The sequence below is a fragment of the Rhodococcus sp. NPDC003318 genome (assembly GCF_042879035.1).
In the GTDB taxonomy this organism is placed as follows: domain Bacteria; phylum Actinomycetota; class Actinomycetes; order Mycobacteriales; family Mycobacteriaceae; genus Rhodococcus_G.
Window position 1 is genome coordinate 115,894 of record NZ_JBIAOU010000011.1, and the last position, 24,949, is coordinate 140,842.

Below are 24,949 nucleotides of genomic sequence, written 5' to 3' on the forward strand. Positions count from 1 at the left end.
CCGCCCATGCAGCGCGGCGGCGGGCCGCCCATGCAGCGCGGCGGCGGGCCGCCCATGCAGCGGCGGTGGGTCCTGCATCTCGACATGGACGCGTTCTTCGCGTCCGTCGAGCAGCTCACCCGTCCGACGCTGCGCGGGCGGCCGGTGCTCGTCGGCGGGCTCGGCGGCCGCGGTGTGGTTGCGGGTGCGAGCTACGAGGCCCGGGCCTTCGGGGCCCGGTCCGCGATGCCGATGCACCAGGCGCGCCGGCTCGTCGGCGTGGGGGCCGTGGTCCTGCCGCCGCGTGGGGGGCTCTATTCGACGGTCAGCCGGTCGGTGTTCGACGCGCTGCGCACCCGCATGCCGGTGCTCGAGATGTTGTCCCTCGACGAGGCGTTCGGTGAGCCGCCCGAACTGGCCGGCGCCGGTCCCGACACCGTCCGTGCGTACGCGGAGGGTCTGCGAACCCTGATCCGTGACGAGACCGGGCTGGTGGCGTCGATCGGTGCCGGATCCGGGAAGCAGATCGCGAAGATCGCGTCCGGGCTCGCGAAGCCGGACGGGGTCCGGGTCGTCACGGCGGACGAGCAGGGTGCGCTGTTCGAAGCGCTCCCGGTCCGCAGGCTGTGGGGCATCGGTCCCGTCGCGGAGGGCAAGCTCCGCCGGCTCGGTATCGAGACGATCGGCCAGTTCGCCGCGACCAGCGAGACCGAGGTCGTGACGCTGCTCGGTGCCACGGTCGGGCCGGGACTGCACCGCCTGGCCAGGGGTATCGACGACCGGCCGGTCATCGAGCGTGCCGATGCCAAACAGGTCAGCGCCGAAACGACCTTCGCGGAGGACCTGGTCACCCTCGACCAGTTGCGTGCCGCGGTCGAGCAGGCCGGCGCGAGCGCCCACGCGCGTCTCGAGCGGGACGGGCGTGCCGCCCGCACCGTCGTCCTCAAACTCAAGAAGACGGACATGACGATCGTCACGCGGTCCGCGACGCTGCCCTATGCGACCACGGATCGGCAGACCCTCGTGGCGACCGCTCAGCGGCAGCTGATCGACCCCCGCGAGTTGGGTGCGATCCGCCTCGTCGGGGTGTCCCTCGGCGGGTTGACGGTCGCCGCGCAGGGGTCGCTCTTCCCGGATCTCGACCACGGCGACCCGCGCGAGGGCGATGTGAATCCGGACACAGTGCTGATTCCGGGTGCCGCGCGCACGAGTGCGATCGCGGTCGGGGCGCGGTGGCGACCCGGACAGGACGTGCGTCACCCCGAGCACGGTCATGGCTGGGTACAGGGCTGCGGGCACGGCGTGGTGACCGTTCGGTTCGAAACGAGATCCACCGGACCGGGCCCGGCGCGCACGTTCCCGGACACCGACGAGGCCCTCGCGGAGGCCGACCCCGCCGACAGCCTTCGTTAAGGAAGCCCTTATTTTTTCCGTGTTAACTAAGGTGACACTCGCTCGCGCGCGGATCCGACCATCGGATCGGCCGCGGGGGCGACGAACCACAGACTCGTTGCACTTTCGCCAAGTTCCAACGAAGGCCACGTTCCGAGCCATGTTTCAACGAAGAGAAGGACACACATTGATGCTCCGCAAGACCATCGTTGCCGGTGTCGCTGCTGCCGCCGTGCTCGCGCTCGGTGCCTGCAGCTCCGATGACAGCAGCGACGCTGCCGCCACCACCACGAAGAAGACCACGGTCGCGGCGACCACCGTCGAGACGCCGCCGGTGCCCACCGCCGCCGAGCTGAACGCGATGCTGGCCAAGGGCCTCGACCCGGCCACCCCGATCGAGGAGAAGGTCACCCTCGTCGAGAACGGCGCCGCCGATCCCGGTCTGTTCGACCAGGTCGCCGCCGCCGCGACGGCCGCCAACGCGACCGTGACCGTCGTCGACCCCATCCTCGACAACGGCGACGGCACCCTGACCGCGACCGTGAACATGAACATCGGTGGCCAGGTCAACCCGGGCACCGCGACCTTCGTCGTCGAGAACGGCAAGTGGGTCCTGTCGCAGGAGTACGCCTGCAACATCGTCAAGCTCTCCGGCCTGACCTCGCCGGCCTGCGCCTGACGCACGCCTGCACCGGATGCCGGCACCCCGCGGGGTGCCGGCATCCGGCGTTTCGGGACGGCCAGTTTCGGGACGGCCTGTTTCGGGACGGCCGGTTCGGCGACGACTCAGTCGCTGCCCTGCTTCAGCTTGTCGACGGCGGTGCGCGCCAACTCGGCGAGCACCGCCGGGTCCACCGGCTCCTGCCCGGTGGCGACGACCTGCAGGAGCGTCGGCCCGACCACGGCGATCACCGCGTCGGAGGTCATGGTGAAGCCGTCGCTGGTCGTTTCGAGCCGCACCGCGACCGATGCGTCACCGACGGAGGGCTGGTCGAGGCCCCCGAGCCGGTACTGCACCGCATACCCGTCGGCGTCGGTGCCGGTGTACTGCCCGCAGGCGGTGAAGGTGTCCTGCACCGCGGTGAAGGCGGCGCCGGCGGCGCCGTCGGGATAGACGGCCGCATCGGTGTCGACGCTCGTGAAGTCGGGTCCGGTGAACCGGGCCACCGCTCGCGCGCTCGCCCCGTCGACCTGGTCGGCAATCTCCGCCAGCACGTCGGCGCAGCGTTGCGGGTCGGTCGAGGACCGGTCGGGTTCCGGGTCCTCCGACGCGGACGGAAGACCGAGATCGGCGACCGGGTCCGGCAGGGCTGCGAACCCGACGGGCAGGTCGTCCGCAGTGAGCAGGGCCGCGTCCAGTGCCGCCGAGTCGAGAACCGACACGTCCGTCGGGGCCGGCGGTGCGACGGTGGTCACCGACGGCAGGTCCGGCGTGGACGCCGCGTCACCGCCGCACCCGGTGAGGAGGGACGCGACCGCCAACGCGGTGACGGCAGCGACGCCGCCGACGGCCTTTCTCACGGCTGCGACCAGCGGACGGAGTTGGTGGTGGTCTGACGTAGACGCGTCGTGCTGTCCGGGTCGGTGTACGTCTGCTCACCGCCGACGGTGACGGACCCCTCGACGGGCAGCGGCGCTCCGAGGTCGACGACGAGGGTGCCGGTCCCGGACATCACGAAGGTGTCGATGTTCAGGGTGCCCGCCGCTCCCGGCAGCGTCCACACCGGCGAGTCCGGCGACTGGTTCACCGACACGTCGACGGTGAGTCGGTCGCCGTCCCGTTCGCGCAACGTCGCGGTCGTGGTCTGCGTCAGCGACATCCCGCTCATCACCTGCTGGCGCATCGTCCACACGGCGCCGATCCCGATCTCGGTGTCGGGGAAGACGACGGCCCGGTACACCGCCTGGTAGAACGCCTGCTCGATCGCCGACCGCGCGATGTCGGGGGAGTCCGGGTCCGGGGTGATGCGCAGCGCCGTGATCGCGCCCGTCGGGAGGATGGACAGCCCGGCCTTCGAGCCGTCCGACGACGCGAGGGCGTCCTCGAGCCGCTGGTCCGGTGAGGTCATGGCGCCCAGGGTGAGATCGGTCGAGAACGCGGGTTGGGCCGGACCCGCGAGGGCGGCGGTCAGCGGCATCGCGACCTCCGGCGTGGAGAGGTCCTGTTGGGGTTGGCCGCCGATCTGCTGGTAGATCTCCGACCGTGTCGTCAGGTGCACCTGCTGGCTCGATCCTGCGTCGGGGTGGAGCGTGACCCGCTGTCGTGGCTCGGCACCGGGGTCGACGACCGTCGTCGCGACCGCGGAGACCGGCACCGTGGTCTCGTTGGTGGTCGACTCCGCCGCGGTGGTCGGTGCTGCGGAGTCGGTGCCGCCGCAGGCGGCGGTGAGGGTGAACGCGGCGAGGGCGGCGACGACCTGCGCGGTCCGAATCGAGAACACTGGCACCCGACCAGGTTAGCCACGCCTCGGGTGCCTGCCGCTCGCGATGGGCCCGTGAGGGATGATGGCGGGGTGAGTGAAGCCGAGAACACTGCGCGGGGCCCGCTGCGGATGCGGATGCTGATCATCGTCGCCGCGGTGGTTCTCGGGCTCGACCTGGCCACGAAGATCGCGGCGGTGCACTACATCGAGCCGGGGAACCCGATTCGCATCATCGGCGACGTGGTCACACTGAAGTTGATCCGCAATCCCGGTGCCGCGTTCTCGATGGCGACCGGCATGACGTGGCTGCTGACCCTGGTCGCGATCGCGGTCGTCGTCGGCGTGATCAAGATCGGCCGGACGCTGCGGTCGCCGTGGTGGGCGCTCGGCCTCGGTCTGGTGCTCGGAGGCGCGCTGGGCAACCTGATCGACCGGATCTTCCGGGCGCCCGGCCCGTTGCAGGGCCACGTCGTCGACTTCGTGTCCGTCGGCTGGTGGCCGGTGTTCAACGTCGCCGACTCCGGCGTCGTGTGCGGCGCGATCCTGCTGGTCCTGCTGACGCTGTTCGGTGTCAATCCCGACGGCACCCGCGGTAACGGTCACGAGAGCGACGGGCAGGTGAGCGACGCCGACACCAGCGACGCCGACACCAGCGACGCCGACACCAGCGACGCCGACACCAGCAGCGACGATCCGAGCCACGCGACCACGGCAACCGACCAGCCGAACGAGAAGGAGTCCTGATGCGCGAGACGCGTTCCATGCCGGTACCGGACGGCCTGGAGGGCATGCGGGTGGACGCGGGGCTGGCGCGGCTGCTCGGGCTGTCACGAACCGCGGTGGCCACGTTGGCGGACGAGGGGTCCGTACTCGTCGACGGCAGCGCTGTCGGCAAGTCGGACCGGTTGCCGTCCGGCGCGTGGCTCGAGGTCACGCTCCCGGAACCGGCGCGGCCGCTGACCGTCGAGGCGCAGCCCGTCGAGGGCATGGACATCCTGTACGCCGACGACGACGTCGTCGCGGTGGACAAGCCGGTCGGGGTCGCCGCGCACGCCAGCGTCGGCTGGACCGGACCGACGGTCGTCGGCGGCCTGGCCGCGGCGGGGTTCCGTATCTCGACGTCCGGTGCGCACGAGCGGCAGGGCATCGTGCACCGCCTCGACGTCGGGACGTCCGGGGTGATGGTCGTCGCGACGTCGGAGCGGGCGTACACCGTGCTCAAACGGGCGTTCAAGCAGCGCACCATCGACAAGCGCTACCACGCGCTGGTGCAGGGACACCCGGATCCGTCGAGCGGCACCATCGACGCCCCGATCGGCAGGCACCGCAGCAACGACTGGAAGTTCGCGGTCACCGCGGACGGCAAACCGTCGATCACCCACTACGACACGGTCGAGGCGTTCCAGGCGGCGAGCCTGCTCGACATCCACCTCGAGACCGGTCGCACCCACCAGATCCGGGTGCACTTCTCGGCCCTGCGCCACCCGTGCTGCGGCGACCTGACCTACGGTGCGGACCCGCGGCTCGCCGAGCGGCTCGGGCTCGAACGGCAGTGGCTGCACGCCCGTTCGCTGGGGTTCGCGCACCCGGCGGACGGCCGGTGGGTCGAGATCACCAGCGAGTACCCGAAGGATCTGCAACACGCCCTGGACGTCCTGCGGAGTGCCTGACCGCACCGCCGGCGTCGTCGCCGCGACGTGCGCGGCCGGGCTCGCCGCTGCCGTGCTCGTGCTCGGGGCGACGAACCCGCCGACGCCGAAGGCGATCACGACCGACCGCCTCGGACCCGACTCCGGTGAGCTGGTCGCCGACTACCTGGCCCGGGCGGCGGAGAGCCTGGACGGGTCGTCGCAGGAGACGAGTTGGGGTCTGGTCGCCTTCGACACCGAGGTGACCGCGACCGCGGCCGACGACCTGACCGGCGACGTGCCGATCTCGCAGTTGTGGTTCCGGGTGCCCGTCGAGCGGGTACAGACGCCGATCGTCGCCGTCGGGGTCGCCGGCGCGGAGTCGATCGCGCGGGCGCCCGGCTATGCGGCAGCGCGGCTGTACGGCACCACCGGGGAGTGGGATCGGCAGGGCCGGATCGACGCGGTGTCCGCGTACCGGCTGGCGCAGGACTGCGCGTGCGTGGTCGGGGCGACGGTGCGCGGGCCGCAGAGCGAGCTCGCCGCGCTCGCCGAGGTGCCGGGAGTCCGGGCGGTGGAGGCGTTGCCCGCGGACGCGGTGTTCGGGCGGTTCGCGGTGCGTCCGCTGCTGCCGGAGCAGACGGTCGCGGTGACACCGGGCCCCGACGACGGGGAGGTGCCGGAGCGATGAGCGGGCAGGCACCGGCCGGCGCACCCGAGCAGGGCCGGCGCAGCGACCGCGAGACCGGCATCGCGGCCGCGGTCGGCGCCTACGCGATCTGGGGGATGTTCCCGATCTTCTTCGGTCTGCTCGGTCCCGCGGGGCCGGTGGAGATCCTGGCGCAGCGGATGCTGTGGACGCTCGTGGTGATGCTCGCTGTGGCGGCCGTGGTCGGGAGACTCTCGCGGCTGCGCACGCTCACGCTGCGGTCGGCGCTGATGGTGGTCGCCGCCGCGTCGGCGATCTCGATCAACTGGGGTGTCTACATCTACGGCGTGACCTCCGGCCGCGTCGTCGAGGCGGCCCTCGGCTACTTCGTCAACCCCCTCGTCAGCGTGCTGCTGGGAATGCTGGTGCTGCGGGAGCGGATCAACCGCTGGCAGGCCGTCGCGCTCGGGTTCGGTGCGCTCGCGGTGCTGATCCTGACGATCGACTACGGCAGGCCACCGTGGATCGCGTTGGTCCTGGCGTTCAGCTTCGGGGCCTACGGCCTGATCAAGAAGACGATTCCGCTCGATCCGGTGACGAGTCTGACCGCCGAGGGCATCGTGACGGCGCCGTTCGCGATCGGTTACCTGGTGTGGCTCACCGTCGCGGGCACGAGCACGTTCTTCGGCCACGGGGTCGGACACACACTGCTGCTGATCTCGGCGGGCGTGGTCACGGCGGTGCCGCTGCTGCTGTTCGGGGTGGCCGCGCAGCGGGTGCCGCTGGTGACCCTCGGGATCATCCAGTACCTCAACCCGGCGCTGCAGATGACGTGGGGTGTCGCGGTGATGCACGAGGCGATGCCCGCGTCCCGCTGGGCCGGATTCGCGTTGATCTGGCTGGCGCTGGCGGTGTTCACCGTGGACGCGGTTCGACGGGTCCGGCGGGCGCGGCGTCGGCAGGACGATTCCCGGGCGCTCGGTCTGTTGCCGTGATTCAATTCACGGATGCGAAGAGGACTGCTGGTCACAGCGCTGAGCGCAGCCATGTTGACGGCCGTGGCCGCACCCGCTGGTGCCGCGCAACCGTCCTGGTCCGGTGACTGGTCGCTGAAGCGGTTCGCCGCGACGAAGACCGGCACGAGTCTGGCCGCGAGCCAGGGGGAGCCCGACTTCGCCGACACGTACCGGTTCGAGACGAGTTGCTCGGATCCCACCTCCGACGAGTCCTGTGTCGCCACGGTCGTCGACGGTCCCGCGCCCGCGAACCCGACGCTGCCCCTGCCCCCGCAGTACACCTGGGACGGGACCAGTTGGGTGCACGTCTACGACTGGCAGTGGGACTGCTGGCAGGGCGAGGGGGTGCCCAAGGTGTGGGCGCCGGCGCACTCGGTGGCGTACTACACCCCGCAGCCGGACGGCACGATGACCGGCTCGTGGCGCACGGACATCACCGGTGGTCCGTGCGACGGCTCGGTGATCATGGATGTCGCCGCCTACCCCGTGGACCCGGCCCCGGGACCGTTCGGCAGCTAGACAGCGGCGGGGCCGGTCGGCGTGCCGATTCGGGACGTCGGACCCACCGCCTACACTCGGTGCGTGGCTGACTCCTTCGTCCATCTTCACAATCACACCGAGTACTCGATGCTCGACGGCGCGGCGAAGGTCGGACCGTTGTTCAAGGAGGCCCAGCGTCTCGGTATGACCGCGGTCGGGATGACCGACCACGGAAACATGTACGGCGCCAGTGAGTTCTACAACAAGGCGAAGGCCGCGGGCATCAAGCCGATCATCGGGATCGAGGCGTACATCGCGCCGGAGTCCCGGTTCAACACCAAGCGCGTGCTGTGGGGCGACCCGAGCCAGAAGTCGGACGACGTGTCCGGTTCCGGCTCCTACACCCACATGACGATGGTCGCGGAGAACGCCACGGGCCTGCGCAACCTGTTCAAGCTGTCGTCACGCGCGTCGATCGAGGGCCAGCTCGGCAAGTGGGCGCGGATGGACGAGGAGATCATCGCCGAGCACCACGAGGGCATCATCGCGACCACCGGCTGCCCGTCGGGCGAGATCCAGACCCGGCTGCGGCTCGGCCACGACCGCGAGGCCCTCGAGGCGGCCGCGAAGTGGCAGGAGATCTGGGGCAAGGACAACTTCTTCCTCGAACTGATGGACCACGGTCTGTCGATCGAGCGCCGGGTCCGCGAGGGCCTGCTGCACATCGGCAAGACGCTCGGCATTTCGCCGCTGGCGACCAACGACTGCCACTACGTCACCAAGGACGCCGCGGAGAACCACGAGGCACTGCTGTGCATCCAGACCGGCAAGACGTTGTCGGACCCGACGCGGTTCAAGTTCGACGGGGACGGCTACTACCTCAAGTCGGCCGAGGAGATGCGCGCGATCTGGGACACGGAGGTGCCCGGCGCCTGCGACAGCAGCCTGCTGATCGCGGAACGGGTCCAGCCGTACGACGACGTCTGGACGCACCGCGACCGGATGCCGATCTTCCCGGTGCCCGAGGGGCACACCCAGCAGTCGTACCTGCACCACGAGGTCATGCGCGGATTGCGCGAGACCCGGTTCCCGGGCCGGGAGGTGCCGGAGGACTACGTCACCCGCGCCGAGTACGAGATCGGCGTCATCAACGAGATGGGCTTCCCGGCGTACTTCCTCGTCGTCGGCGACCTGATCAACCACGCCAAGGAGGTCGGCATCCGCGTCGGCCCCGGTCGTGGTTCGGCGGCCGGGTCGCTCGTCGCCTACGCGATGGGCATCACCAACATCGACCCCATCCCGCACGGCCTGCTGTTCGAGCGGTTCCTCAACCCCGAGCGCGTGTCGATGCCCGACATCGACATCGACTTCGACGATCGCCGACGCGGCGAGATGGTGCGGTACGCCACCGAGAAGTGGGGCAGCGACAAGGTCGCCCAGGTCATCACGTTCGGCACCATCAAGACCAAGGCCGCCATCAAGGACTCCGCGCGGGTCCAGTTCGGGCAGCCCGGTTTCGCGATCGCGGACCAGATCACGAAGGCGCTGCCGCCGCCGATCATGGCGAAGGACATCTCGGTGTCGGGCATCACCGACCCGGAACACGAGCGGTACAAGGAAGCCGTCGAGGTCCGGCAGCTGATCGACACCAACCCGGACGTGAGGAAGATCTACGACACCGCGCTCGGCCTCGAGGGCCTGATCCGCAACGCCGGCGTCCACGCCTGCGCGGTGATCATGTCCTGCGAGCCGCTCACAGACGCGATCCCGGTGTGGAAGCGCGCCCAGGACGGCGCGATCATCACCGGCTGGGACTACCCGTCGTGTGAGGCCATCGGCCTGCTGAAGATGGACTTCCTCGGTCTGCGGAACCTGACGGTGCTCGGCGACGCGATCGAGAACCTCAAGGCCAACCGCGGCATCGACCTGAACCTGGATTCGCTGCCGCTCGACGACCCGGCGACGTACGAGCTGCTCGCCCGCGGCGACACCCTCGGCGTGTTCCAGCTCGACGGCACGGCCATGCGCAGCCTGCTCAAGCTGATGAAGCCGACCGGCTTCGAGGACATCGTCGCCGTGCTGGCGTTGTACCGGCCGGGCCCGATGGGTGTGAACGCCCACACCGACTACGCGAAGCGCAAGAACGGTCTGCAGCAGGTCAATCCGATCCATCCGGAGCTCGAGGAGCCCCTGAAGGACATCCTGAAGGACACGTTCGGTCTGATCGTGTACCAGGAGCAGATCATGCAGATCGCGCAGAAGGTGGCCGGGTACTCGCTCGGACAGGCCGACCTGCTGCGCCGAGCGATGGGTAAGAAGAAGAAGGAGATCCTCGACGAGGCCTACGACGGCTTCGCCGCGGGAATGAAGGACAACGGGTACTCGCAGGCGGCGATCACCGCGCTGTGGGACACCGTCCTCCCGTTCGCCGGATACGCGTTCAACAAGTCGCACGCCGCCGGGTACGGCCTGGTGTCGTTCTGGACCGCCTACTTCAAGGCGAACTATCCGGCCGAGTACATGGCCGCACTGCTGACGTCCGTCGGCGACGACAAGGACAAGTCCGCGATCTATCTCGCGGACTGCCGCTCGATGGGCATCACGGTGCTGCCGCCGGACGTCAACGAGTCGGTCGTCAACTTCGCCTCCGTCGGCGAGGACATCCGGTTCGGCATGGGCGCGGTCCGCAACGTCGGCGCGAACGTCGTCGAGTCGATCATCTCGGCGCGCTCCGAGAAGGGGAAGTACACCGACTTCTCGGACTACCTGAACAAGATCGACGCGCAGGCCTGCAGCAAGAAGGTCACCGAGTCGCTGATCAAGGCAGGTGCGTTCGACTCACTCGACCATCCCCGCAAGGGACTGTTCCTGGTCCACACCGACGCCATCGACTCGGTGATGGGGACCAAGAAGGCCGAGGCGGTCGGACAGTTCGACCTGTTCGGCGGGGAGGACGCGGACGAGTCGATCGCGTCGGTGTTCAACGTGAAGGTGCCCGACGAGGAATGGGACACCAAGCACCGCCTCGCCCTGGAGCGGGAGATGCTCGGGCTGTACGTGTCCGGGCATCCGCTCGACGGCGTGGAACACGTCATCGCCGCGCAGACCGACACGCCGATCGCCGCGATCCTCGAGGGTCAGGCCGGCGACGGCGCGCAGGTCACCGTCGGCGGCATTCTCGCGTCGGTCACCCGACGCATCAACAAGAACGGATTGACCTGGGCCGCAACCGAACTCGAAGGTGTCGGAGGCGCCTCCGTGGAGGTGATCTTCTTCCCGCAGGCCTACTCGGTGTACGGCATGGACATCGCCGAGGACTCCGTCGTCCTGGTCAAGGGCCGCGTCAACGTGCGTGACGAGCGGGTGTCGATCATCGCGAACGACCTTGCGGTGCCGGACCTCTCGGCGATCGGTGTCGCCAAGCCGCTCGCGGTGAGCCTGCCGACGCGCCTGTGCACCCCGGACAAGGTCGGGGCGCTCAAGCAGGTGCTGTCCAAGCATCCCGGTACGTCGGACGTGCATCTGCGTTTGATCAGCGGGGCCAGGATCACGATGCTCAAGCTCGACGACAGCCTGCGCGTCGAACCGTCGTCGGCTCTCATGGGGGATCTGAAGGCACTGCTCGGGCCGGGGTGCCTGAGCGGGTGATGTCGGGCCCGGCGGAGTGCACTCGCTCGCGCCGGGCCTCAGGAGGCCCGATCGTCGCGACCCGACGCCCACTGCGCGCGCCGCATCCACCACACGACGACGGCGACACCAGCGGCGACGAGCACCGCCGGCTGCATGGCCTGCGTGACGATCAGGACGGTCAGGAACACGAACAGGGCTGCGACGACAGCTTCGAGCTTGTAGAGCGGCCACGCGGTACCGGCGATGTCGATCACGGCACCGCGACCACGAGACGGACGAGAGTATCCGGCGGTCGTCATGAGTTCAGGCTACCGGCACGCAAGATTTCGGTCCACCGAAGATTCGACTTGGTGCACGGTGATCTCGGTCTCCCGGCGGCCCGCCGCAGCGTGGTTCGAGCGGCCCGCCGCCGTGTGGTTTCCAGCGGCCCGCCGCCGTGTCGGACTGCGATGGGCGTCGGCTCGGTGTTGACTGGACGCCATGCCACTCACCGGTGAATACGAACCCAGCCCCAGCAAGTGGGCAGCAGACCACGCCAACCTCTACGAATCCTCGGGCGGCACCGAGGGAACGACGCTGGACGGTCGCCCGGTGGTGGTGCTGACCACCGTCGGCGCCAGGACCGGCAAGCTCCGCAAGACCCCGCTGATGCGCGTCGAGCACGGCGGCGAATACGCGGTGGTCGCCTCGATGGGCGGCGCCCCGAAGAACCCGGTCTGGTACCACAACGTCGTGGCCCATCCGCAGGTGGAACTGCAGGACGGCACCGCCAAGCAGGACATGACCGCTCGGGAGGTCACCGGTGACGAGAAAGCCGTCTGGTGGGAGCGGGCCGTCGCGGCGTTCCCCGACTACGCCGTCTACCAGACGAAGACGGACCGGCCGATCCCGGTGTTCGTCCTGTCCCCGCAGTAACCGACACGCACCGTGGTCCCGATCGGCGGATCGGCGATCGGGATCCAACGGTGCCGCCGCGGCGCCCCGCCTGCCCCGGGTGGTGTCGACCGGGGCGGTGAACGACGGGTCGCTGTCTCGCGCCGGGGCCGGAAGTGGCAGCATGGACGGGTGTCGAACACCCGGGAACTTGCTGACGTGAAGGCCGCGCCGACTTTGGCAGCGCGTGAGATCGATGCCGCCGCGAAGCGAATTTCCGACGTCATCGAGGCCACCCCGCTGCAGTACTGCCCGCGTCTGTCCGCCGAGACGGGTGCGAAGGTGTTCCTCAAGCGTGAGGACCTCCAGGTGGTGCGGTCGTTCAAGATCCGCGGCGCCTACAACCTGATCGTCCAGCTCACCGACGCGGAGCGGTCGGCGGGCGTGGTGTGCGCGAGTGCCGGAAACCACGCGCAGGGCGTCGCGTTCGCGTGCCGCACCATGGGCATCACCGGGCGCATCTACGTGCCCGCGAACACGCCGCGGCAGAAGCGCGACCGGATCCTCGCGCACGGCGCCGGTTTCGTGGAGCTGATCGCGGTCGGCGAGACCTACGACGCGGCGGCCGAGGCAGCCGAGGAGGACGCCCGACGCACGGGTGCGACGATGGTCCCGCCGTTCGACGACGCGCGCACCGCGGCCGGACAGGGCACGATCGCCCTCGAGCTCCTCGACCAGCTCGACGCCGAGCCCGACACGGTGATCGTGCCGGTCGGCGGTGGGGGCCTCATCGCGGGAATCGCGACCTACCTCCACGAGCGGTCGCCGCGGACGGCGATCGTCGGAGTCGAGCCGAGCGGTGCCGCGTCGATGACCGCGGCCCTCGTCGCGGGGACCCCGGTGACGCTGCCGGAGATCGATCCGTTCGTCGACGGGACCGCGGTGCGACGCATCGGCGACCTCCCGTTCGCCGTGATGTCCGGTCTCGGTGTGGACGTCGTCACGCACAGTTCGCTGCCCCTGGTCGCGCGCCCCAGTGCCGGTGCGGGCAATTTCACGATGACCCACGCCGACGAGGGTGCCGTCTGCACCGCGCTGCTCGGGCTGTACCAGAACGAGGGGATCATCGCCGAGCCGTCGGGTGCGCTGTCGGTGGCGGCGCTGCTGGACCTCGACCTCGAGCCGGGCTCGACCGTGGTGTGCCTGATCTCCGGTGGCAACAACGACGTCTCCCGTTACGGCGAGATCCTCGAGCGGTCGCTGGTGCACCTCGGTCTCAAGCACTACTTCCTCGTCGACTTCCCGCAGGAGCCGGGCGCCCTGCGGCGGTTCCTCGACGAGGTCCTCGGCCCGGAGGACGACATCACCCTGTTCGAGTACGTCAAACGCAACAACCGCGAAACCGGAGCGGCGCTGGTCGGCATCGAACTGGGGTCGGCGGACGGTCTCACCGCCCTGCTCGAGCGCATGGCGGCATCGCCGATGAAGGTCGAACAGCTCGAACCCGGATCCCCGGCGTACCGCTACCTGACGTAGGCGGCGCTGTGTCCGCGAGGGTACGTGGACGGACACCGTGGCCCGGGCCCGTCGGTACCCTCGATCGCATGGGCGTGCTGTGGGCGATGACGATTCCAGGACTGGTGTGTCTGCTGGTCCTGTTCGCCTTCGCGGAGACCTTGTGGAATCGGGTGACCGGCGGCCGGATGTTGCCGTGGACCCGCAAGCGGGGTGGTCGGACGGTCGCGGCAACCGGATTCGAGGAGGTCGCCGCCATGTTCCAGGGGGGCAAGCACCACGAGTTCGAGCAGCGGCAGACGGCCCTGATGGACAGGGACGACGCGGGGGACGCCGCCCCGGATCGGGTTCGGGTCGACATCGCGTCGGGACGGGTGATCGTCAGCTGCGAGGCGTGATCTCCGCACCGGCGTCGGCGAAAGGGCGCACACTGTAGGTGATGCGTTCCGCGTTCGAGTTCCGTCTCCCGCAGCGTCGGCTGGTGGCCACCGAGTTGCCCGGCCCGCGGTCCCGTGCGCTCACGGCGCGGCGGGTGGCTGCGGTCGCGGCGGGTGTCGGGTCCGCGGTTCCGGTCTACGCCGCCGATGCCGACGGCGGTGTCGTCGTCGACGTGGACGGCAACTCGCTGATCGATCTCGGTTCCGGGATCGCGGTGACGTCGGTCGGTGCGTCCGATCCGGCTGTCGCGCAGGCTGTTTCGGACCAGATTCGGCACTTCACGCACACCTGCTTCATGGTGACGCCGTACGAGGGCTACGTCCGGGTCGCGGAGGAGCTGGCGGCGTTGACTCCCGGTGGTCACGAGAAGCGGTCGGTGCTGTTCAACTCGGGCGCCGAGGCGGTGGAGAACGCCGTGAAGGTGGCGCGTCTGGCGACGGGCCGCATGGCGGTCGTCGTGTTCGACCACGCCTATCACGGTCGCACCAACCTCACGATGGCGATGACGGCGAAGTCGATGCCGTACAAGGCGCATTTCGGTCCGTTCGCGCCGGAGGTCTACCGCATGCCGATGTCCTACCCGTACCGCGACGAACCCGGATTGACCGGTGAGCGGGCGGCCGCGCGTGCCGTCACGGCGATCGAGAAGCAGATCGGCGGCGACGCAGTCGCGGCGATCGTGCTCGAACCCGTCCAGGGCGAGGGAGGAGTGGTCGTTCCCGCACCCGGTTTCGTGCCGGCGTTGGCCGAGTGGGCGCGCGCGAACGGCGTGGTGTTCGTCGCCGACGAGGTGCAGACCGGATTCGCGCGCACCGGTGACTGGTTCGCCAGCGAGCACGAGGGGGTCGTGCCGGACCTCGTCGCGATGGCGAAGGGCATCGCCGGCGGACTGCCGCTGTCCGCGATCACCGGCCGCGCGGAGTTGCTCGACGCCGTGCACCCGGGTGGGCTCGGCGGCACGTTCGGCGGCAACCCCGTCGCCTGTGCGGCGGCGCTGGCCGCGATCGACACGATGCGCCGGCACGACCTGCCCGCACACGCGCGCCACATCGAGAGCCTGGTGGTGCCGCGGCTGCGAGCGCTCGCCGACGATGTCCCCGCAGTCGGGGACGTCCGCGGACGCGGTGCGATGCTGGCACTCGAACTCGTCGTTCCCGGAAGCGCCGACCCGTACCCGGAGCTGGCGACAGTCGTTCAAGCGGCCGCGTTGGCGCAGGGCGTCGTCGTGCTCACCTGCGGTACCCACGGCAACGTGATCCGTGTCGTGCCACCGCTGGTGATCGGCGACGAGCTGCTTCTCGACGGCATCGGCGTCCTCGAATCCATCCTGCGCGCGTCGCTCGCCTCCGGCGACGTGCCGGTCGTGGAAAGGTGATGTCATGAGCAATTTCGACGATCTCCTCGCTTCCGTGCCGACCGGGTTGTGGATCGACGGCAAGCCGACCGACGCCGCGCGGTCCCGGACGTTCGCCGTGGAGAATCCGGCGACCGGGGACACCCTCGCCGAGGTCGCGGACGCGTCCGCCGAGGACGCGCTGCGGGCGCTGGACAGCGCCTGCCGGGTGCAACGTGAGTGGGCTGCGACCGCGCCGCGTCAGCGAGCCGAGATCCTGCGTGCGGCATGGCAACTCGTCACCGACCGGGCGGAGGACTTCGCGCTGCTCATGACCGTGGAGATGGGGAAGGCGCTGGCCGAGAGCCGCAGTGAGGTCGCGTACGGGGCGGAGTTCCTGCGCTGGTTCAGTGAGGAGGCGCCGCGGATTCAGGGCCGCTACACCACCGCGCCGTCCGGTAACGGGCGCATCCTCGTGACGAAGTCGCCGGTCGGGCCGTGTCTGGCGATCACGCCGTGGAACTTTCCGCTGGCGATGGGCACCCGCAAGATCGGTCCCGCGCTCGCCGCCGGCTGCACGATGATCGTCAAACCCGCCGAGGCCACGCCGCTGACGATGCTGTTGCTGGCGCAGGTGTTCGCCGATGCGGGACTGCCGGAGGGAGTGCTCTCGGTGGTGCCGACCTCCGATGCGGCGTCGGTCAGCGGTCCGCTGATGGAGGATCCGCGGCTGCGCAAGGTGACGTTCACCGGGTCGACGGCCGTCGGGCGGAAGCTGATCGAACAGTCCGCGCACCAGGTGCTGCGGGTGTCGATGGAACTCGGCGGCAACGCCCCGTTCGTCGTGTTCGACGACGCCGATCTCGACGCGGCGGTCGACGGGGCGATGGCCGCGAAGATGCGCAACGGCGGCGAGGCGTGCACGGCGGCGAATCGGCTGATCGTCGCGAATGCGGTGCGGGAGGAGTTCACCGCGAGGCTCACCGCGCGGGTCGCCGCCATGACGGTCGGACCGGGCTACGACGAGAAGAACCAGATCGGGCCGCTGATCACCGCGAAGCAGCGCAGCAGTGTCGCCGAACTGGTCGACGACGCCGTCGCGGCCGGCGCCCGCGTTCGCACCGGAGGCGGTCCGATCGACGGCCCCGGCTACTTCTACCAGCCGACAGTGCTCGACGACGTGCCCGTGCAGTCGCGGATCGTGGCCGAGGAGATCTTCGGGCCGGTCGCCGCGATCACCGGATTCGACACCGAGGATCAGGCGATCGCGGCGGCCAACAGCACCGAATTCGGATTGGCCGCATACATCTACACGCAGTCCCTCGATCGGTCGCTGCGGGTGGCGGACGCACTCGAATCGGGCATGGTCGGCGTCAATCGCGGCGTCATCTCCGATCCGGCAGCGCCGTTCGGTGGCGTCAAGCAGTCCGGTCTGGGCAGCGAGGGCGGCACCGAGGGGATCGAGGAGTACCTCGAGACGAAGTACGTCGCGCTGCCGCTGTGACTCTCAGTCGTCGACCGGGGTGAATCCGCTGCCGGTGATGTTGCGGGGGTTCAGGTCCGCGAGAATGTTCCTGGCGGACGTCGTGATCCAGCGTGGCTGGAGGAATCCGCCGGGCAGCAGGCGGGTGTTGATGCCGACCCATTCGCCGGTGCCGCGCATCACGACCGGACCACCGGAGTCGCCGGGGCGGAAGCTGGCCCAGGACCGGAACATGCCGTCCTTGTTCTCGGTGACGATGCCGTGGTCGGGGGCCTTGGCGAAGGTGTCCTCGGTCCATGTTCCGGGCGTGCGATCGGACTGGGCGCCGAAGATCTCGACGTAGTCGCGCAGCACCCGTGGGGGCGCGGGCACACCGCTCGAGTCACGATGGATTGTGTTGACCTTGAACGGTGTTCGCCCGTTCGTGCTCTGGACCGGATCGTATTTCCAGTCCGTGACGTGGCTGGTGAGGCGGATGTGCGGGGCGAATTCGATCACCATGTAGTCGGTGGTGGTGGTCGGATGGCAGGGGTCGGCGTTGCTGCCGGGGTTGACCCAGCGGATCCACCCGATCGGATCCGCGTCGGCGGCGCCGGGGAGCAGCCGGTCGTCCCGGGTCCGGATGTCGCGCCAGTCCCAGACCGGGTGCGTGTCGGTGACGACGTGCACTCCCTCCGCGGGGCCGAGGAACTGCGGCGTGAACCAGGACTTCTCCTCGTCGGTGTACGCCTTCTCCCGGCATTCGCCGGCGACGACCTCGTACACCGGGTACTCGACCCGGCAGTGCCCGGCGGTGATTCCGACGTGCCTGCCTTCGGAATCCGTTCCGACGGCGCCGAGGGTGCACTTGAAACGGCCGTCGACGTTGTTGAAGACCAGCCCTGCGCCGGGTCCGACAGTCGTGGGTTCCGGGGTCGAGGGCTGTGCCGCGGCGGTCCCGGCCGTGGCACCCGCGCCGAGTGCCGCCGCTGCGAGGAGCACGGCGAGTCGACCGATGAGCCTGCGCATGTGGTGACTCCCCTCGTCGATGCACCGGACTCGCGCCGACGCAGCGCGGAGCGTAGTCACGCCCACGTGCGGTCGACCGGCGAATGCGCGAAATCGGCCGTTCCCGGCCGGGTCAGTCGCTCGGTGCGGCCCGGCCGAGGAGGCGGTCCACCACCCGACGGTGCAGTTCCGGGTCGGGCTGGGGGAGCCCCATCAGTGCGGCGAGATAGATGCCGTCGCCGACGAGCCGGACGATCTCGGCCTGCACGGGGTCGGCGATCTCGGCCTTGAGGCCGTCGTCCCAGGAGCGCATCACCTCGACGACCGCCCGTTGCACCTCGCCGGTCCGGCTGTCGACGGATCGCAGGGCCGCGATCATCGACTGGAAGAGGGCGAGCTCGTTGGTTGCGTCGGCGTCCACCGTCTGCAGGTACCACTCCGCGACCGAGCGGCCGGAATCGGCGAGCTGCTGGTCGGAGCGTTCGCCGAGCCGCCGGACCATGCCGGCGAGCAGCGCCTCCTTGCTGGGGAAGTGGTAGAGCAGGCCGCCCTTGGACACGCCGGCTTCGGCGGCGACCGCCTCGAGGGTGACCTGCGAGAGACCGCGGGTGAGCAGAAGTTGCTCGAGCGCGTCGAGGATGCGGTCGCGGGTGCGGGGCGTGGCTGTCACGGGAATCACTGTACCGGCTGGACGGTTGACTGTTAGCCTGGACGAGGCACTGTACCGGCTGGACGGTTCAGTGCGTTCTGTCTTCTCGGAGCCCGAAGGGAGTAACCGTGTCTGTCACCGCAGACCGCACGCAGCCGACCATCACCGCCGACCCGGGCCGGGCCACCGCCCGGGACTGGCTCGGTCTGGTGGTGCTCGCCCTCGCGGTCCTGCTGATCTCGGTGGACGGCACGGTCCTCGACCTCGCGCTGCCGTTCATCAGCGCGGACCTCGCGCCGAGCAGTACCCAGCTGCTGTGGGTCATCGACGTCTACTCGTTCGTCCTAGCCGGCCTGCTCGTCACGATGGGCACCCTCGGCGACCGGATCGGACGCCGGCGGCTGCTGCTGATCGGTGCCGCCGGGTTCGGTCTGGCGTCGGCGCTCGCCGCGTTCGCCGTCTCGCCCGGGATGCTCATCGCGGCCCGCGCCCTGCAGGGCGTCGCGGGCGCCACCCTGATGCCCGCCACCCTCGGTCTGATCCGCACCATGTTCGTCGACCGGCGTCAGCGCACCACCGCGATCGCGGTGTGGGGCGCGATGGCCGGCGGCGGCGCGGCCGCCGGGCCGCTGGTCGGCGGCTGGCTGCTCGAGCACTTCTGGTGGGGTTCGGTGTTCCTGGTGAACCTGCCCGTGATGGCAGCGCTGATCGTGTTCGGGCCGTTGGTGATCCGCGAGTCGAAGGACCCGAACCCGGGCCGGTTCGACCTCGCGAGCGCCGCGCTGTCGATGCTGACGATGATCCCGCTCGTCTACGCGGTCAAGGAGTCCGTCGCGCACGGCCCGACCTGGACGATCGGCGCGATCGGTGCGGTCGGCGCGCTCGCCGGCTGGGCGTTCGTGCACCGGCAGCGCACCCTCGCCGCGCCGATGCTCGACCTGCGCCTGTTCGGCCGCCCGGCGTTCACCACCGGCGTGCTGACCAATCTGCTGTCGATCTTCGCGTTCGCGGGCGTGCTGTTCTTCGGTTCGCAGTACCTGCAGCTGGTGCTCGGGTACAGCCCCCTCGAGGCGGGCCTGCTGATGCTGCCCGGGACCGCGATGAACATCGTCTTCTCCCTGCTCGCCGCCTGGTTCGTGCGGCGCTGGCAGCCGGGCACGGTGCTCGGATTCGGTCTCGCGGTGTCCGCGCTCGGCGCGGCGGTGCTGACGCTGCTGCGGGCCGACGGCGGTCCGGGTGTGTTCGTCGCCGGGTTCGTGCTCACCGGCATCGGTGTCGGTATCGCGCTGACGCTGACGTCCGACATGGTCGTCGGCTCCGTCGAACCGGACCGTGCCGGTGCGGCGTCCGCGGTGTCGGAGACCGCCTACGAGCTGGGCATCGCGCTCGGTGTCGCGGTGCTCGGCAGCGTGGTGATGGCGGTCTTCCGGGGTCGGCTGGACGTGTCCGCGCTCGACGCGGGTGCGGCCCACGCCGCGCAGGAGACGCTCGGCGGCGCGGTGTCGGTCGCCGGGCAGGCGCCCGACGCCGTCGGTGCGGCACTGCTCGATTCGGCGCAGCACGCGTTCGTGAGCGGGACCCACGTCGCCGCGGTGATCACCGCGATCGTGTTGGCCGCCAACGCGGTCCTGGTCCACCGGATCATGCGCCGGAGCTGACCGGGCCGTCGGGCCGGGGGTGCAGTCGGATCACCGCGATCCGGCGGTGCACCCTGGCCTGGTAGTCCTCGTACGCCGACAACTGGTCGACGAGGCGACTCCACATCGCCGCGCGGTCGTCGCCCTGCAGTTGCTCGGCGACGACCGGCCGGCGGCGGCCTCCGATCTCCAGGACGGCGTGCGGCTCGGCCCGCAGGTTGCGCCACCACTGGGGTTCCCAGTCGAAGCCGCCGTTGGAGGCGGCGACGACGAGGTCGTCGCCGTCGCGCACGTACAGCAGCGGGACGGTGTGCGGGGAGCCCGAGCGTCGGCCCCGGACGGTCAGCAGCAGCACGTCGCTGCCGCGGAAGCGTCGGCCGAGGCGCCCGCCGGTGCGGCGCAGCAGTGCGGTGTGCAGCGCCGGGAGCCGGGTGGCCAGCAGGGCGATCGCGGCTCCGGGATACGCCGCAGCGGCAGTCGAATCCGGCGCGGCGAAGGTGCGTCGGTCGGCTGCGGCGAGCCTGCGTCCGAGGTGGCGGCCGAGCGCGTACATCGTGCGCCGGGATCCGGCCATCCGGGCCACCGCGTCACCGGGCAGGTCCAGGGCGACCCAGGCCAGCGACCGGGGGATCTCGCTCGGCCGGTACTTCTTCGCGAAGTGGTTCCGGTCGAGCAGGTCCCAGTCCGCTTGGGTCAGCACCTGTTGGATCAGGGGCAGTGCCTCGGTCTCCTCGTGCGCGAGGTGGTGCTCGAGGAGCGCGCGCAGGTCGTGGACGTGGACGGACAGCGCGTCCCGGTCCGCGGCGGAGCCGCCGCGGCGCATCGTGTGCAGCCCGTCGGTGCAGGCCTGCAGGCACGGATCGATGTCCTCGTGTTCGTGGTGCATGGCGTGCAGGACGGCTGCGGCGTCCGCGTTCTCGGCTCGGGCGAGAAGCAGGGGCCACAGGCCGGTGTCCTCGCCGCTGTGATGTTTGTGCAGGACGTCGGCGAACAGGTCCCAGCGCCGGGACATCCGGCGCCAGCGGCCGCGGTCGGCGACCGGGGTCGCGGGAACCGCCCTGTCGAAGAGCGCGAGGTCGCGGCGAAAGCCGTGGTGCATCACGAACATTCCGACGAGATCGACCGGGCCGTCGGCGGCAGCGACCTGCCCGGGCAGTCGTAGCTGGGTGGTGGTGCGGGTGGCGGTCACGGCGTTCTCCAATTCAATAGAGCGACGATATGACGAATATGCTCACGGTACGATGAATGTGTGACGGATGGCAAGAGGGCATATCGCTCGACTCTGCGGGCGGAGCAGGCGGCCCGGACCCGGGAGACGGTGCTGGACGCGGCGGTTCGGTGCTTCCTGCGGGACGGGTACACCGGGACGACGATGAAGTCGATCGCCGCGGAAGCCGGCGTCGCGCTGCAGACCGTGTTCGCGCAAGGCAGCAAGGCCGCGGTGTTCCTCGCCGCCGTCGACCGCGCCCTGGCCGCCGACGACCAGGACCGGCCGGTGCGTGAGGGTGCCGGGTTCGTCGAGATCCTCACCGGGCGCACGAAGGAGGCCAAACTCGACGCGCTGCGCCGCGTCGCCGGGAATCGCCCCGACGAGGAGGCGGCCCTGCTGTGCGAGTTCCGGAGTGCGGCGGGCGGCGACGGCGAGATCGCCGACGCCTGGACGGAATACGAGCGGCGACGCTACTCCGACATGCACGTCCTCGTCGCGTCCTTCGAGCACCTGCTCCGGGACGGCATCGACGTCGATCGCGCGACCGACGTGGCCTGGGCGCTGTTCACCATCGAAACCGGCGACCGGTTCGTACGCGGCCGCAACTGGACGCCGGTCGAGTACGGCGACTGGATGGCGGACGCGCTCGACCGCCTGCTGCTGCGCTGAGTCACCGCTGCCGGGTCGTGGCGTCGAGTACCACGAAGGAACGGCCGGGAACCACGGTCGCGGCGCCGGTCGGATCCTGGGTCGGCGGATCCCACCAGAGCACCGGACGTCCGCCCGCGGGCACGGTGACCGGGTCCGGACCGAGATTGCACGCGATCCGGACACCGCTGCGGTGCACCACGATCCACCGTTCGTCCTCGTCGTAGTCCACCCTCGTGTGGTCGAGCCACGGATCGGTCAGCTCGGCCCGCTCGGCGCGCAGTGCGAGCAGGGAACGGTACGTGTCCAGCAGGCGTGCGTGATCCGGGGCGCCGAGTTCGGCCCAGTCGAGTGTGGAGTCGGTGAAGGTCGCCGGGTCCTGCGGATCGGGGATCTCGGTGGCCGGCCAGCCGTGGGCGGCGAACTCCGCGATCCGTCCCGCCGCGGTGGCGGCGGCGAGCTCGGGCTCGGGATGGGAGGTGAAGAACCGGAACGGCGTGCTCGCGCCCCATTCCTCGCCCATGAACAGCATCGGGGTGAACGGGGAGCAGAGCACCAGCGCGGCCTTGACCGCGAGCTGACCGAAGGTCAGGTACTCGCCGGGGCGGTCACCCGTCGCCCGGTTGCCGATCTGGTCGTGGGTGCAGGTGTACGCGAGCAGCGCACTCGCCGGCGTCCGCCGGGTGTCGATCGGCCTGCCGTGGATGCGCCCGCGGAAGCTCGAGTGCGTCCCGGCGTGGAAGAACCCGTGCCGCAGCGTGGTGGCGAGGCACTGCAGCGACCCGAAGTCGCCGTAGTAACCCTGGCGTTCTCCGGAGACGGCGGCGTGCACGGCGTGGTGGACGTCGTCGTCCCACTGCGCGTGCAGCCCGTAGCCGCCCGCCGCCCGCGGCGTGATCAGCGTCGGGTCGTTGAGGTCGGATTCCGCGATCAGGGTCAGGGGTCGGCCCAGATGCGTTGACAACGCTTCGGTTTCGACGGCGAGCTCCTCGAGCAGATGCGTGGCGGTGCGGTCGGCGAGGGCGTGCACGGCGTCCAGCCGCAGGCCGTCGATGTGGAACTCGCGCAGCCACCGCAGCGCGTTGTCGATGATGTAACGCCGCACCGGGCCCGAGTCCGGTCCGTCCAGGTTCAGTGCGTCACCCCACGTGGTGCGGCCGGTCGTGAGGTACGGCCCGAAGCGGTCCAGGTAGTTCCCCGACGGACCGAGATGGTTGTAGACGACGTCGAGGATCACACCGAGTCCGCGGTTGTGGCACGCGTCCACGAAGCGTTGCAGGCCGTCGGGTCCGCCGTACGGCTCGTGCACCGCATACCAGAGCACGCCGTCGTAGCCCCAGTTGTGTTCGCCGTTGAATCCGTTGACGGGCATCAATTCCACGAATCCGACCCCGAGGTCGACCAGGTGGTCGAGACGGTGGACGGCGGAGTCGAAGGTGCCCTCGGGGGTGAAGGTCCCGACGTGCAGTTCGTAGACCACGCTTCCGGCGAGCTGACGCCCAGTCCAGGTGGCGTCCGTCCAGCGGCCCGGGTCGAGTCGGTGCAGTGCCGACGGTGCGTGGACCCCGTCGGGTTGTCGGGGGGACCGGGGGTCCGGCAGCACGGTCGGGTCGTCGTCGAGGACGAAGCCGTAGCGCACCGTCCCGGCCGGCTGCGCGACCCGCACCTCGGTGTGCCACCAGCCGTCGGTGTCGCGGGACATCGTGTGGAGGTCGCCGTCCAGGTGAAGTCGAACCCGCTCCGGAGTCGGTGCCCAGACGTCGAAATGTCGCGCGGTGCTCACCGGTCCAGGATGCCGCAGCCGGGCCGATCGTGCGCGGTCGCCGAGGCGCCACCGGCCGATCTGGGCGATCGTCCAGGGAACTGTCCCAAAGGCTAACCCTCGGTTAACCTTGCGATCTTGTGACCCACCCACGGTTCGTTCGGTGTAGGTTCCAAGTCTGGATTGAACGCATATCGACATCGGAGTGTTATCGCGTGGCGTGGGGAGCCGTCCGGGCCGAATCGATGTGACAGTCAATTACTGGGCAGTTAACCGGGGAGGGTTCAACGTGGCATATGCGAGTACGTGGCGCAGGGACGGTCGAGACGCGGAACGGGGCGGCGCGTGGCGCCCGGGTTCCCACGGCGCGGAACTGTGTGTCATCCCGGGGTGTGCGAACCCTGTCGGCGCGGCGGGCGACGGGTGCCCGGACTGCCGCATCGCGTACGGCGAGGTGATCGCCTTCGAGGCGGCGTCCGCGGGTGTCGAGTGCTGGCTGTGCGGAACCGCTGGTGCGGTGGTGGATTCGGTGTGCCCGACCTGCTGCGAGAACGTCCTCGAGTCCGGCCTTCTCGTCCTCGGTGGCTGCCACGACGCGTCGCAGCGGACGGGGTAGTCGACTTCCGTAGTCACTCACCGGTGGGGAATGCCCTCCCGGGTGAGCTCGTGCGTGTCGGTGTCGTGCGATGTCCGCCCGAGTCCTTGCTCGCCCAACGCTTGTCAAGGTAACCTTGACTTGTTTGTCAAGGAAATCCTGACGGGAGGTTGGGCTGTGGACAGCCTGGTCGAACGAGCCCTGGCCGCCGACGTCACGGCGTGCGCCACTGCGGTCACCGTCGCGGCGATGGGGGAGGTGGACCGGCAGGCCGACCTGATCGTCGGTGTGGGTCCCCTGCCCGGCACCGACGAGTGGGAGGTCGAGGCGGGCACCGACATCCCGGCCAAACGCCAATTGGCCTGGCAGCTGACGGGTTTGCGGATCCAGCTGGCGGCGGGTCTGGACGGCGTCGAGTCCGTGCTGATCCTGCGCAGCTCCGGCGTGACGTGGGCACTGATCGCCCGCGCAGCGGGCATCAGCAGGCAGGCGGCCCACGAGCGGTGGGGCGCTCGGGTGCGCGACGTCCTCGACCGCTACGGCGAGGGCCTGCCCGACACCGTCGCGGACGACGAACCGCCGACCGGCTAGAGCGCCGCCCGGCAGTCTCCGAGGGTGCGGG

At 70.1% G+C, this 24,949-nt stretch carries 24 protein-coding genes; 17 read left to right on the plus strand and 7 right to left on the minus strand.

Annotated elements, in window-relative coordinates; genetic code table 11:
- The first annotated feature begins 54 nt into the window (after positions 1-54).
- Together ACFYVR_RS18145 and ACFYVR_RS18150 are read left to right on the plus strand one after the other, a co-directional pair.
- Positions 55-1,392 carry a DNA polymerase IV gene (locus tag ACFYVR_RS18145; RefSeq protein ID WP_387475706.1) on the plus strand — a complete coding sequence of 446 codons (1,338 nt, stop codon included), beginning with the start codon at positions 55-57 and terminating at the stop codon, positions 1,390-1,392.
- Between the two features lie 169 nt (positions 1,393-1,561).
- Positions 1,562-2,050, plus strand: coding sequence for a hypothetical protein (locus ACFYVR_RS18150; protein WP_387475575.1), 489 nt, complete (start codon positions 1,562-1,564; stop codon positions 2,048-2,050).
- A 107-nt stretch (positions 2,051-2,157) separates the two neighbouring features.
- On the opposite strand, the gene ACFYVR_RS18155 is transcribed toward ACFYVR_RS18150, so the two are convergent.
- Positions 2,158-2,892 (minus strand): sensor domain-containing protein, encoded by a 735-nt coding sequence (locus ACFYVR_RS18155; protein ID WP_387475577.1) that lies wholly within the window; start codon positions 2,890-2,892, stop codon positions 2,158-2,160.
- Positions 2,889-3,818, minus strand: a complete 930-nt coding sequence (locus tag ACFYVR_RS18160) for a hypothetical protein (RefSeq protein WP_387475579.1) — start codon at positions 3,816-3,818, stop codon at positions 2,889-2,891. The genes ACFYVR_RS18155 and ACFYVR_RS18160 overlap by 4 nt, the downstream gene beginning before the upstream one ends.
- A 105-nt stretch (positions 3,819-3,923) precedes the next feature.
- Here ACFYVR_RS18160 and lspA point away from each other — a divergent pair, with 105 nt between their 5' ends.
- The 6 genes from lspA to dnaE all read left to right on the plus strand — a co-directional run bounded on the left by lspA (position 3,924) and on the right by dnaE (position 11,215).
- Complete coding sequence (gene lspA / locus ACFYVR_RS18165) at positions 3,924-4,538, plus strand: signal peptidase II (RefSeq protein ID WP_387475708.1); 615 nt, start codon at positions 3,924-3,926, stop codon at positions 4,536-4,538.
- A complete protein-coding gene (locus tag ACFYVR_RS18170; RefSeq protein WP_387475581.1) occupies positions 4,538-5,464 on the plus strand; it encodes an RluA family pseudouridine synthase in 927 nt (308 codons plus the stop codon). Before lspA ends, ACFYVR_RS18170 begins: the two co-directional genes overlap by 1 nt.
- A complete protein-coding gene (locus ACFYVR_RS18175; RefSeq protein ID WP_387475583.1) occupies positions 5,457-6,113 on the plus strand; it encodes a hypothetical protein in 657 nt (218 codons plus the stop codon). The genes ACFYVR_RS18170 and ACFYVR_RS18175 overlap by 8 nt, the downstream gene beginning before the upstream one ends.
- Positions 6,110-7,066 carry an EamA family transporter RarD gene (gene rarD, locus ACFYVR_RS18180; protein WP_387475585.1) on the plus strand — a complete coding sequence of 319 codons (957 nt, stop codon included), beginning with the start codon at positions 6,110-6,112 and terminating at the stop codon, positions 7,064-7,066. The genes ACFYVR_RS18175 and rarD overlap by 4 nt, the downstream gene beginning before the upstream one ends.
- A gap of 12 nt (positions 7,067-7,078) precedes the next feature.
- Complete coding sequence (locus ACFYVR_RS18185; RefSeq protein WP_387475587.1) at positions 7,079-7,606, plus strand: hypothetical protein; 528 nt, start codon at positions 7,079-7,081, stop codon at positions 7,604-7,606.
- 63 nt (positions 7,607-7,669) lie between these two features.
- Positions 7,670-11,215, plus strand: a complete 3,546-nt coding sequence (gene dnaE / locus ACFYVR_RS18190; RefSeq protein ID WP_387475589.1) for a DNA polymerase III subunit alpha — start codon at positions 7,670-7,672, stop codon at positions 11,213-11,215.
- Between the two features lie 38 nt (positions 11,216-11,253).
- Here dnaE and ACFYVR_RS18195 read toward each other — a convergent pair whose 3' ends face one another.
- Positions 11,254-11,496, minus strand: a complete 243-nt coding sequence (locus ACFYVR_RS18195; protein ID WP_387475591.1) for a hypothetical protein — start codon at positions 11,494-11,496, stop codon at positions 11,254-11,256.
- Between the two features lie 181 nt (positions 11,497-11,677).
- On the opposite strand from ACFYVR_RS18195, the gene ACFYVR_RS18200 reads away from it, so the two are divergent.
- From ACFYVR_RS18200 to ACFYVR_RS18220, 5 genes are all read left to right on the plus strand, one after another.
- The gene (locus ACFYVR_RS18200) at positions 11,678-12,112 is read left to right on the plus strand and encodes a nitroreductase family deazaflavin-dependent oxidoreductase (protein ID WP_387475593.1); all 435 of its coding nucleotides are present in this window, start codon (positions 11,678-11,680) and stop codon (positions 12,110-12,112) included.
- 150 nt (positions 12,113-12,262) lie between these two features.
- Positions 12,263-13,606, plus strand: a complete 1,344-nt coding sequence (gene ilvA / locus ACFYVR_RS18205) for a threonine ammonia-lyase IlvA (RefSeq protein WP_387475595.1) — start codon at positions 12,263-12,265, stop codon at positions 13,604-13,606.
- A 68-nt stretch (positions 13,607-13,674) separates the two neighbouring features.
- Positions 13,675-13,983, plus strand: coding sequence for a DUF6191 domain-containing protein (locus ACFYVR_RS18210; protein WP_387475597.1), 309 nt, complete (start codon positions 13,675-13,677; stop codon positions 13,981-13,983).
- A 41-nt stretch (positions 13,984-14,024) separates the two neighbouring features.
- On the plus strand, positions 14,025-15,398 hold the full coding sequence (gene gabT, locus ACFYVR_RS18215) for a 4-aminobutyrate--2-oxoglutarate transaminase (RefSeq protein ID WP_387475599.1): 1,374 nt from the start codon (positions 14,025-14,027) through the stop codon (positions 15,396-15,398).
- Positions 15,399-15,402: 4 nt separating this feature from the next.
- Complete coding sequence (locus ACFYVR_RS18220; RefSeq protein ID WP_387475601.1) at positions 15,403-16,860, plus strand: NAD-dependent succinate-semialdehyde dehydrogenase; 1,458 nt, start codon at positions 15,403-15,405, stop codon at positions 16,858-16,860.
- Positions 16,861-16,863: 3 nt separating this feature from the next.
- Here the strand turns inward: ACFYVR_RS18220 and ACFYVR_RS18225 are convergent, their stop codons facing one another.
- Positions 16,864-17,847 carry a hypothetical protein gene (locus ACFYVR_RS18225; protein ID WP_387475603.1) on the minus strand — a complete coding sequence of 328 codons (984 nt, stop codon included), beginning with the start codon at positions 17,845-17,847 and terminating at the stop codon, positions 16,864-16,866.
- Between the two features lie 112 nt (positions 17,848-17,959).
- Positions 17,960-18,496, minus strand: a complete 537-nt coding sequence (locus ACFYVR_RS18230) for a TetR/AcrR family transcriptional regulator (protein ID WP_387475605.1) — start codon at positions 18,494-18,496, stop codon at positions 17,960-17,962.
- Between the two features lie 107 nt (positions 18,497-18,603).
- Here ACFYVR_RS18230 and ACFYVR_RS18235 point away from each other — a divergent pair, with 107 nt between their 5' ends.
- Positions 18,604-20,133, plus strand: coding sequence for an MFS transporter (locus tag ACFYVR_RS18235; protein ID WP_387475607.1), 1,530 nt, complete (start codon positions 18,604-18,606; stop codon positions 20,131-20,133).
- Here ACFYVR_RS18235 and ACFYVR_RS18240 read toward each other — a convergent pair.
- Positions 20,117-21,301: a nitroreductase/quinone reductase family protein gene (locus tag ACFYVR_RS18240; protein ID WP_387475609.1), complete on the minus strand. Its 1,185-nt coding sequence runs from the start codon at positions 21,299-21,301 to the stop codon at positions 20,117-20,119. The genes ACFYVR_RS18235 and ACFYVR_RS18240 overlap by 17 nt on opposite strands.
- Before the next feature lie 60 nt (positions 21,302-21,361).
- On the opposite strand from ACFYVR_RS18240, the gene ACFYVR_RS18245 reads away from it, so the two are divergent.
- Positions 21,362-21,991, plus strand: a complete 630-nt coding sequence (locus ACFYVR_RS18245) for a TetR/AcrR family transcriptional regulator (RefSeq protein ID WP_387475611.1) — start codon at positions 21,362-21,364, stop codon at positions 21,989-21,991.
- A gap of 1 nt (position 21,992) precedes the next feature.
- On the opposite strand, the gene treZ is transcribed toward ACFYVR_RS18245, so the two are convergent.
- The gene (gene treZ / locus ACFYVR_RS18250) at positions 21,993-23,753 is read right to left on the minus strand and encodes a malto-oligosyltrehalose trehalohydrolase (RefSeq protein WP_387475613.1); all 1,761 of its coding nucleotides are present in this window, start codon (positions 23,751-23,753) and stop codon (positions 21,993-21,995) included.
- Positions 23,754-24,021: 268 nt separating this feature from the next.
- Between treZ and ACFYVR_RS18255 the strand changes: the two genes are divergently transcribed.
- Positions 24,022-24,348, plus strand: coding sequence for a hypothetical protein (locus ACFYVR_RS18255; protein ID WP_387475615.1), 327 nt, complete (start codon positions 24,022-24,024; stop codon positions 24,346-24,348).
- 156 nt (positions 24,349-24,504) lie between these two features.
- Complete coding sequence (locus tag ACFYVR_RS18260) at positions 24,505-24,918, plus strand: hypothetical protein (protein WP_387475617.1); 414 nt, start codon at positions 24,505-24,507, stop codon at positions 24,916-24,918.
- Positions 24,919-24,949: the final 31 nt, after the last annotated feature.

Bases quoted from the DNA above. Each gene is read 5' to 3' on its own strand.
- ACFYVR_RS18150 (WP_387475575.1), top strand. From the start codon at position 1,562: ATGCTCCGCAAGACCATCGTTGCCGGTGTCGCTGCTGCCGCCGTGCTC.
- ACFYVR_RS18145 (WP_387475706.1), top strand. From the start codon at position 55: ATGCAGCGGCGGTGGGTCCTGCATCTCGACATGGACGCGTTCTTCGCG.
- ACFYVR_RS18185 (WP_387475587.1), top strand. From the start codon at position 7,079: ATGCGAAGAGGACTGCTGGTCACAGCGCTGAGCGCAGCCATGTTGACG.
- ACFYVR_RS18210 (WP_387475597.1), top strand. From the start codon at position 13,675: ATGGGCGTGCTGTGGGCGATGACGATTCCAGGACTGGTGTGTCTGCTG.
- ACFYVR_RS18170 (WP_387475581.1), top strand. From the start codon at position 4,538: ATGCGCGAGACGCGTTCCATGCCGGTACCGGACGGCCTGGAGGGCATG.
- rarD (WP_387475585.1), top strand. From the start codon at position 6,110: ATGAGCGGGCAGGCACCGGCCGGCGCACCCGAGCAGGGCCGGCGCAGC.
- gabT (WP_387475599.1), top strand. From the start codon at position 14,025: ATGCGTTCCGCGTTCGAGTTCCGTCTCCCGCAGCGTCGGCTGGTGGCC.
- ACFYVR_RS18195 (WP_387475591.1), bottom strand. From the start codon at position 11,496: ATGACGACCGCCGGATACTCTCGTCCGTCTCGTGGTCGCGGTGCCGTG.
- ACFYVR_RS18200 (WP_387475593.1), top strand. From the start codon at position 11,678: ATGCCACTCACCGGTGAATACGAACCCAGCCCCAGCAAGTGGGCAGCA.
- ACFYVR_RS18225 (WP_387475603.1), bottom strand. From the start codon at position 17,847: ATGCGCAGGCTCATCGGTCGACTCGCCGTGCTCCTCGCAGCGGCGGCA.
- ACFYVR_RS18220 (WP_387475601.1), top strand. From the start codon at position 15,403: ATGAGCAATTTCGACGATCTCCTCGCTTCCGTGCCGACCGGGTTGTGG.
- lspA (WP_387475708.1), top strand. From the start codon at position 3,924: ATGCGGATGCTGATCATCGTCGCCGCGGTGGTTCTCGGGCTCGACCTG.